Source organism: Alphaproteobacteria bacterium, from assembly GCA_030740435.1.
Taxonomy (GTDB): domain Bacteria; phylum Pseudomonadota; class Alphaproteobacteria; order UBA2966; family UBA2966.
On sequence record JASLXG010000052.1, the window covers coordinates 1 to 8,210 of the forward strand.

Below are 8,210 nucleotides of genomic sequence, written 5' to 3' on the forward strand. Positions count from 1 at the left end.
ATGTACTGCTCCGCTGTCCCACGGTGATTATAAAACGCCACCACCCGTTCGGCGGGCCGCGACAGGTTGGTGACGATAAAGCCGACGCGGGGGTACAACTCGCCGGGGTGCCATTCCACCTTGGCCACCACGCGCCGCTTCAGGTCGGGCCGGAAAGGCGCTGGCTCCGGCGGCGCTGCCGGCCGCCAGGCGACGCTGCCTCGGTCCCTGGTCCGGGCTCGAAACAGGGGGCTTGGCCAGCGGCCCAGCTCGTTGCCAGAGTATCAGCGCCGGGTAGGACGGCGGGCCGGCCGAGGGGTTGGATGGGCCCCCAGCCGTGGCGGAATTTGTCATCCCCACAGGCGGTGCCGGCGCCGGCGGCGCTGCCGACCCGGCGTATCCAGGCGCCACCCAGGCGTTGGCCATGAGGCCAAGGATCAAGGCAGTAGTCAGCTTGGTTCGAGGTTTTCGCCGCACGATCTTGAACTTCCCAATAATGCCGATGGTCAGGCTACCGGCGGGGCATCCTATAGCACAAAAAACTCCGCTAACCTACTGTTCATAATCGCAGATTCCAAACAGCCCCTAGCCTTTGCGCTGCCAATACCGGAAAGCCTGCGGCGCCGCCACGACCACCAGCAGGATGCGGATCAGGTGGCTGGAGGCCACGAAGGCAACGTCGATGCCGAGCGCCAGGGCAATCAGGCTCATCTCGGCCACCCCGCCAGGCGCGATGGCCAGCATGTTTGCCGCCAACGAGGCGCCGCCCAATTCCGCGCCCAGCCAGGAAAAAGCCAAGGCCAGGCCCAGCAGCACGACGTTGGCGCCCAGCGACAAGGCCAGCGTGCGGGCCACCGAGCGCAACGATATGCCGGAAAATCTCGCCCCGATGCCAGCGCCAATGACGACCTGCGCCAGCGCCACCAGTGCCTGCGGCGGGCTCGAAGCGGTCAGGCCGCTGATGTGCACCAGGGCCGACAGCACCATGGGGCCGAGCAGGAAACTGGCCGGCAGACGCAGCCGCCGGGCGCCCCACGATCCGACCACGGCGCAAAACAACAGGATTGCCGCTTCCTGCAGGCTCAAGTCGGGATGCCACAGGCTCGCCGGACCGGCAAGGCCGGCGGGGCCGGCGGCTGGGGCCACCGAGGTCGCAGGGATAACAGGATCAAGCAGGCCGAAGAGCCCGAAGCCCAGCGGGATGACGAAGACGACAATAAGAACGCGTACGGCGTGGCACAGCACCAGGGTCCGGGCATCTCCGCCCAGGGCTTCGCCATTTATGGTCATCTCGGTCAAACCGCCGGGCATGGCCGAAAAGTAGGCGGTGACGGGATCGAAGCCGCCGATCCGGGAAAAATAGAAAAAGCCCAGCGTGCCCGCGGTCAGGGTATAGATTGCCAGCAACACCAGCGTGTCGAGCCAATCGACGAGCGAGCCCACCAGATCCGGCGTGAAGGCGCTGCCCAGCATGATGCCCAGCACCGCGATCATGGTCGTGCGCAGGCCCATGGGTACCAGCGTTGCCTGGCCCGCGAGCGCCGCCACCGTGGTCGCCGCCATGGCGCCCAGCAACCAGGGCAGGGGTAGGTCGAAATAACGGAAAATGGCGCCGCCACCCGCCCCCAGCACCAAGGTCAAGGCCAGCGCCCGAGCCTGCATCCAGTCGATGGTGGGTAGGCTCATTGCGGGAGGCTAAGGCACGAACTGCTCGCGAACAATACGTTCCTCGAGGTTGTGTTCGGGATCGAAGAGCAGGTGCAGCGTGGTCTTCCTATCCTCGGCGATGCGGACACTGACAACGTCCCGCACTTCGGTGTCGTCGGCCACGGCGCTGACCGGCCGTTTGCCGTCACTGAGGACATCGATGCGGACCTGGGCGGCGTTGGGCAGTATGGCGCCGCGCCAGCGCCTGGGCCGGAAGGCGCTGATCGGCGTCAAAGCCAGGACCTGGGCACCGAGCGGCAGGATGGGGCCATGGGCCGAAAGGTTGTAAGCGGTGCTACCGGCCGGCGTGGCCACCAGGACGCCATCGCAAACCAACTCGTCGAGACGGACCACGCCGTCGACCGTGATGCGCAGCTTCGAGGCCTGCCGGGTCTGGCGCAGCAGCGCCACCTCGTTGACCGCCAGCGCCGTGCGGCGCCGCCCGTCAGCGCGCACGGCAACCATGCGCAAGGGGTGAAGTTGAACCGCCTGGGCCACGGCCAAGCGACCGTAGAGGTCGTCCTCGGCATAAGAGTTCATGAGAAAGCCGACGCTGCCCAGGTTCATGCCGAATATGGGCACGCTGCGCTTCATGTGGCGGCGCAGCGTTTGCAGCATGAAGCCGTCGCCGCCGATGGCGATGATGATGTCGGCATCACGGGGCGGCACGTGGGGGTAGCGCGCAGCCAGGTGTCGCCGGACGCGACGGGCTTCGCGGGTGGGGCTGGCAACGAAGGCAAGGGCGGGCTGGGCCATGGCTGTGATTTTTTGTGATTTATTGTGATTTATTGTGATTGTCGTGGTTTTGTCGATGCGGCGGGGTGTAGCGGAAGTATAGCGCAGGGTCGTCCGGACGCCACCCGCCTCCCTTGCGAGGGCGAACGAGCCTCGTCATGATGGCGCAATCCGGTTGAGGAGATTAGGAGGGGTGGGCATGTCGGACACTTGCCGCCGCTGGGCGGGGATGTTGCAGCTGGCGCTGGTGGCGCTGGCGCTGACGGCCTGTCAAGCCACAGCGAGTGCCACGCTGCCGCCGCAAGCGGCCACAGGGACCAAAGCGGCAAGTGGGGATCGCCATCAGGGCTACTATTATCCGCCGCCAAGCAGCCGCGAGAGCTATCAGGTTCGGGCCGCCGCGCTGGACAAGAGCAGCCGGCAAATGCGCATCGGTTTCGTTACCGCGCTCGGCCGTCAGCAGGTCGAGCGGCCCTACGCGCCGCGCTACGCGATTTTCGCCAAAGGCGGCGAGGCCGACAAGATGATCATCGTCTCACTCCAGCGCGGCTACCTCGACACCATCTATCAGGGCCGCGCCCTGCTCGCTCAGCTCACCGCCATCGCCCGCGCCAGCCCGCTCTTTCAACAGATCGGCGTGCAGGACTATTTCACCTTCTTCGATCTCGCCGGTCTGCTCGGCTTCCGCCGCATCACCATCAGCGACGGCGACAGCTACGCCCACCAGATTACGCTGAAATAGAGCGCGAAGCAGCGCCGCCGCCGGCCCTCAGCCGCCGGTGACGCTCATATGGCGCTCGAGCGCCAGGGGTTGGCGGGGACCGAGGTCGAATTCGTGGCCCTGGGGCTTGCGGGCGATGGCCCGGTCGATGGCCAGCTCGAGGGCGGCGTCGTCCGGGCTCTGGCGCAAGGGCGTGCGCAGATCGGCGGCATCGTTCTGGCCCAGGCACATATAGAGCGTGCCGGTGCAGGTCAGCCGCACCCGGTTGCACGAGGCGCAGAAGTTCTGCGAAAGCGGCGTGATCAGGCCCAGCCGGCCGCCGGTCTCGCGCACCCGCAGATACTGCGCCGGGCCGCCCGTGCGGTGCTCGCTCTCCTCGATGGTCCAGCGTTCCTCGAGTTGGCGGCGCAGCACCGAGAGCGGCAGATAATGGTCGCCGCGCCGGCCCGCGACCTGGCCCAGCGGCATGGTCTCGATAAACGTGAGGTCGAAGCCCTGTTCGCCGCACCAGACGACCAGGCGGTCGATTTCGTCGTCGTTGACGCCTTTCATGGCGACGGCGTTGATCTTGATGGCAAGGCCGGCCGCCTTGGCCGCGGCCAGGCTATCGAGCACCTGGCCGAGATCGCCGCGGCGCGTGATGGCGCGGAAGCGGTCGGCATCGAGGGTGTCGAGCGAGACGTTGACGCGCCGCACCCCGGCGCCATGGAGGTCGGCAGCGTATCGCCCGAGCTGGCTGCCGTTGGTGGTGAGCGTAAGTTCGTCCAGCGCCCCCCTCTTGAGGTGCCGGCCCAGGCCGCGGATCAGCGTCATCACGCCGCGCCGCACCAGGGGCTCGCCGCCGGTCAGCCTGAGCTTGCGCACGCCCTTGCGCACGAAGGCCGAGCACAGCCGGTCGAGCTCCTCCAGCGTCAGCACCTCGGCCTTGGGCAGGAAGTTCATGTGCTCGGCCATGCAATAGGTGCAGCGAAAATCGCAGCGGTCGGTGAGCGAGACCCGCAGGTAGCTGACGTGGCGGCCGAATGGATCGATCATGGGTTTTTGGCTGGTTTCGAAGCCTCGTCCGAGGCACCATACCGTTATATTCGCTCATATATAACCTTTGTCAAACAAGATTTTGTTGGTGCGGCGATCTGACGCGCTTCGTTCCTGCGCTATCATGTCCCTGGCGCCTTCATCCGAGCCCGATCACCCGAGGAAACCATGTCGCGCAACCCTTTTGCCGCTATCCTGCGCCAAGCCCAAGAACCAGGCACGCCAAGCGCCGGCTGGCAAGCCGCGGCGACGCTCTACCACGCCTACTTGACCGGCCTGATCCTGCTGCTGGCCAACCGCCGCGGCGCGGCCGATGTGGGGGAATGGAGTTTTCGCCTGTTTCGCCGCCAGCACCTGGCCAAATTCACCTCGAGTTTCGCCAAACTGGGCCTCCATGGCTTGCCCGACGCCGTGGCGGCGGCGCGCTACCATTATCTGGCCAACGCCATCGGCGGCGTCGAGGTAACGTATCATGAGGAATCGGCGCACAAGGCCTGGGTGCACTTCCGCCATCCCCGCTGGCTTTACGCCGGCGCGGCGGTCTGTGGCGTGCCGGTTGAGGTGAGCCACGGTTTTTTACGCGGCTGGTACGGCCACAACGGGATCTCAATGGGCAACCCGCGGCTCGGTTTCGTCTGCACCAGCCAGGACATGACGGGCCAGTACGGCCTGGCGGGATACTTTTTCGAGTACGGCCACGACCTGGCCGAAGAGGAACGGCTGCAATTCTCGGACGAACCGATCCCTGCCTTCGATCCCGCCGGGGTCCCTGGGCTCGATGCCGCCGAGTGGCCGCCCGAGCGCCTGCACAAGGCCAACCGCAACTACGCCATGGACTACATCGCCAACGGCCTGCCCGAACTTGTCGACCAGATCGGCGCGGCCAACGCGGCCGAGCTCGGCCGCCTGGCCGGCCACCTGATCGGGGCGCAATTTTTCACCGAGGTGGCCGAGCGCCTGGGGCTTGGCGAGGGGCCCACGGCGGCGCATTCCTTCGCCGCCTTCATGACCGCCCTGGCCCAAGCCCAGGACGACGCGGCCGAGTGGTCGGCCGACGGCGACGCCGCCCTGGTGCACCAGTCGAGCTGGCGCCTGATGCGCGGCCAAAGCCCCGATCCCGCCGTCTTCGCTGCCTGGAACGGCCTTTGGCAGGGCGCCTTGGCCGCCTATGATCCGAGGCTCGAGCTCGATGTGCTGGGCCGGCTGGACAGAGGCGACGAGGCTTTCGAGTGGCGGGTTGGGGTGCGACAATAACGTCTTATCAGTGGAGAACCGCATGCCAAACAAAACTCGCGCCATCAGCCATATCGGAATCCTGGTGCACGACGCCGACGCCGCCACGCGGCTCTGGACCGAGGCTTTCGGCTTCCAGAAATTCAACGACCTCAGCATCGAGGTGGAAGGCATCCGCAGCGTCTTCCTCTCGCCCGGCGGCACCGCCGAAGAGATGACCATCGAGATCATGGAGCCCTTGGACAAGTCCGACATGGAGAACGCGCTTTTATCTCTGGCCGGTGTGGCCGCTCGTACCGCTTTCGCTTCCTGCGGCAGGACAAGGCCCCGGTGCAGCAGCAACTCCACAGCGGTCAAGACGGTGTTCAGCACCATTAGCGGTGGGGTAAATCCTCGATGTGCGGCGGCGCTACCAACATCCACCATAATTTCAAAAAATCTTTTTTTCACCCGTGATGAAATGCCCCTCTTTCGCCATGGCCTCTAATTTGCCTTTGAACCCACCCTTCTGGTCCCCGACACGAATGTGCATGGCGCGATCGAGTAGCGTGCGGGTCCCCAGTCTGTATTTTGGAGGCTTCCGCGTCGGGGAGGTCGTGGCACTGCGCTGGCAAGACGTGCAGGCTCGGGAGGACGGTGGCCAAGTCACGGTTTCTGGCAAGGGTGGCAAAACGCGCTCGGTTCGCATCTACAATGGCGCTTGGAAGCGCCTGAGTGCTCTCCGGCACGGTGCGTCCGCCGAAGGAGCCGTGATCGCCTCGCGCAAGGGAAACCGGGCGGTGAGCGCCGTTCAGGTCCACAGGATTGTCCGGGCGGCGGCGGCACACGCTGGTATTGAGGCCCGTGTATCCGCCCATTGGCTCAGGCATGCTCACGCTTCTCACGCCCTAGACCGAGGGGCACCAGCGCACCTGGTGCGCGATACCCTTGGCCATGCCAACATCGCTACCACTAGCGCCTACGCCCATGCTCGCCCTGACCAGTCGTCGAGCCGTTTTCTCGCTTCATGATCTTCGCTCTAACTACGGTTCACTGGCCGTGTGGAGCGCTGGGTGCAACAGGCGTCTCTTTCCGTCTCGGTATCTGCAACATCATGCGTTGAGGCCAATCCGCTAATCAGAGCCCAGCTTTCGAAAATTTAGACCGGTCCAACAGTTGATGGGGCGGGCCGACCGAGGTACTGCGTTCCTCGCATCGTTGAAACGAAGCCCAACACCGATGCCAAGCCTCAATTGACCGGAATCAAGGCCGCTACGGCGAGGCGGAACCGCTAACCCATTCTATAACTGTATCAATCATGTCATAAAAAATACGTGTTACTGCATCATTAAGGCTAAATGGCGCGACTTCAGAGCCGCCTTCCGAACTACTTTCGGAACCACCCTCAAGATCGCCTTCCGGCGCCCCCTCGGCTGCGGCCTCGCCCTCGCCTTCGCCCTCGCCCTCGCCTTCGCCTTCGCCTTCGCCTTCGTCTTCGCCCTCGCCCTCGCCCTCGCCCTCGCCCTCGCCTTCGCCGGCCTGCTGGTCACCCTCTTGCGTCGCCTGGATCTGCGGTGGCGTCGCCGGCTGCGGCGGCAGGGCGGCAGTGGCTGAGCCGTAAAGCGCCTGGATCTGGGCCGCCGGCATGATCACCGGCGGTGCCGGAGGTTGCGAGAAGCTCAGAACCTGCGTCGTCTGGTTGGCCACGTTAAGGACGATCGTGCCGGCGTCGTTGGAGACCGATAGCTCGCCCACCGTGCCGTCGTCGTTGACCAACAGCGTGATGGTATTGACCTCGCCCTCGGCCTGCGCCTGGCCCGCCACCCGCGTTCCGCGGATGCCGATGGTGGCCACCGGCGTGCGTACCACCATGGCGTCCGGACCCGACTTGGCAATCTGGCCAGAGACGAAGCTGAAAACACCCTGCACCACCGAGAACGATGACGTGCCTTCGCTGTTCTCCGGGTCGAAGACCAGCTCGTCCATCACCATGCGGCCGTCCTCGCCCAGCGAGAACGTCGTGGTATCGATGAAGACGCCGCCGACGGAGGCGCCCGAGCCGGTTTCGATGACGTCACCCTGGAAGATCGCCGAACCCGAGGTCAGCGTTACCTCGGTGCCGTCGGCCCGGGTTGCCGTGGCCGTGCCTTCGAGGGTTTGTACCTGGCCGATGGGTGGCGTTGCCGCGGCCTGGCCGGCCTGGGCGGATTGCGCCGGCGCCACCGGTCCGGCCAAGGCTTCGGCCAGATCAGGCGAGATCCGCGAGCCGCCCTCGGTGATCAGCGTTGGCGGAGCATCGCTGGAGAAGTAGTCCCGCACCACAACGGTCTGGCCGTCCGGCCCGACCAGCACCAAGTCAGCGCCTTCACGGACATATTCGGCAACGAGAAGAAAATGCCCTCCCGGGACGGTAACTGATGCCCCCGAAACCTCAAGCACTAGAGGAGCGTTAGCCGCCGGCACGATCGGGGCACTGGCGCTAGCCGGCTCGACCGCCCAGATCAAGCCAAGAAGAAGAAGGATTGGTTGCAGCTTGTTGGCTGTCATATGCCGGACACTAACCGCCAGCAACCATCTGGGCAAGTCGTCGGCATTAGTCCTCTCGCCCGGCAGTGGCCCCAAGACTCTGAACGCCGAACTCTACGGCGATATGGCGGCAATCCTCGCGATGTGCGGCACAAACCGATATTTCCCAGATAGCATTCGTATCGTAGCAAATCGTAGGCGAACCCGACCACCGATGGAAGGAATTTTGCTCTGCGGTCATTCGGCAGCCCCGATTTGATGATTTGGCCGTTGTTGGAAGCCCATTTGGCCAAAT

At 65.0% G+C, this 8,210-nt stretch carries 7 protein-coding genes and 2 pseudogenes; 4 read left to right on the plus strand and 5 right to left on the minus strand.

Translation table 11 applies throughout. The features are described from left to right. From QGG75_06160 to QGG75_06170, 3 genes and pseudogenes are all read right to left on the minus strand, one after another. Positions 1-140: pseudogene (locus QGG75_06160) on the minus strand (IS1380 family transposase). Between the two features lie 424 nt (positions 141-564). Next, complete coding sequence (locus QGG75_06165) at positions 565-1,665, minus strand: AbrB family transcriptional regulator (GenBank protein ID MDP6066827.1); 1,101 nt, start codon at positions 1,663-1,665, stop codon at positions 565-567. 9 nt (positions 1,666-1,674) lie between these two features. Then, positions 1,675-2,442 (minus strand): NAD kinase, encoded by a 768-nt coding sequence (locus QGG75_06170; protein ID MDP6066828.1) that lies wholly within the window; start codon positions 2,440-2,442, stop codon positions 1,675-1,677. 178 nt (positions 2,443-2,620) lie between these two features. Between QGG75_06170 and QGG75_06175 the strand changes: the two genes are divergently transcribed. Then, positions 2,621-3,163, plus strand: coding sequence for a molybdopterin-guanine dinucleotide biosynthesis protein A (locus tag QGG75_06175; GenBank protein MDP6066829.1), 543 nt, complete (start codon positions 2,621-2,623; stop codon positions 3,161-3,163). A gap of 27 nt (positions 3,164-3,190) precedes the next feature. On the opposite strand, the gene moaA is transcribed toward QGG75_06175, so the two are convergent. Next, on the minus strand, positions 3,191-4,177 hold the full coding sequence (moaA, locus tag QGG75_06180) for a GTP 3',8-cyclase MoaA (GenBank protein ID MDP6066830.1): 987 nt from the start codon (positions 4,175-4,177) through the stop codon (positions 3,191-3,193). 168 nt (positions 4,178-4,345) lie between these two features. Between moaA and QGG75_06185 the strand changes: the two genes are divergently transcribed. The 3 genes and pseudogenes from QGG75_06185 (at position 4,346) to QGG75_06195 (ending at position 6,378) form a co-directional block, all read left to right on the plus strand. After that, the gene (locus tag QGG75_06185) at positions 4,346-5,431 is read left to right on the plus strand and encodes a hypothetical protein (protein MDP6066831.1); all 1,086 of its coding nucleotides are present in this window, start codon (positions 4,346-4,348) and stop codon (positions 5,429-5,431) included. 22 nt (positions 5,432-5,453) lie between these two features. After that, positions 5,454-5,897 carry a VOC family protein gene (locus QGG75_06190; protein MDP6066832.1) on the plus strand — a complete coding sequence of 148 codons (444 nt, stop codon included), beginning with the start codon at positions 5,454-5,456 and terminating at the stop codon, positions 5,895-5,897. A gap of 43 nt (positions 5,898-5,940) precedes the next feature. Continuing rightward, positions 5,941-6,378: pseudogene (locus QGG75_06195) on the plus strand (tyrosine-type recombinase/integrase). Between the two features lie 283 nt (positions 6,379-6,661). On the opposite strand, the gene QGG75_06200 reads toward QGG75_06195, so the two are convergent. Beyond that, positions 6,662-7,741, minus strand: a complete 1,080-nt coding sequence (locus QGG75_06200; GenBank protein ID MDP6066833.1) for a FecR domain-containing protein — start codon at positions 7,739-7,741, stop codon at positions 6,662-6,664. Between the last annotated feature and the right edge of the window lie 469 nt (positions 7,742-8,210).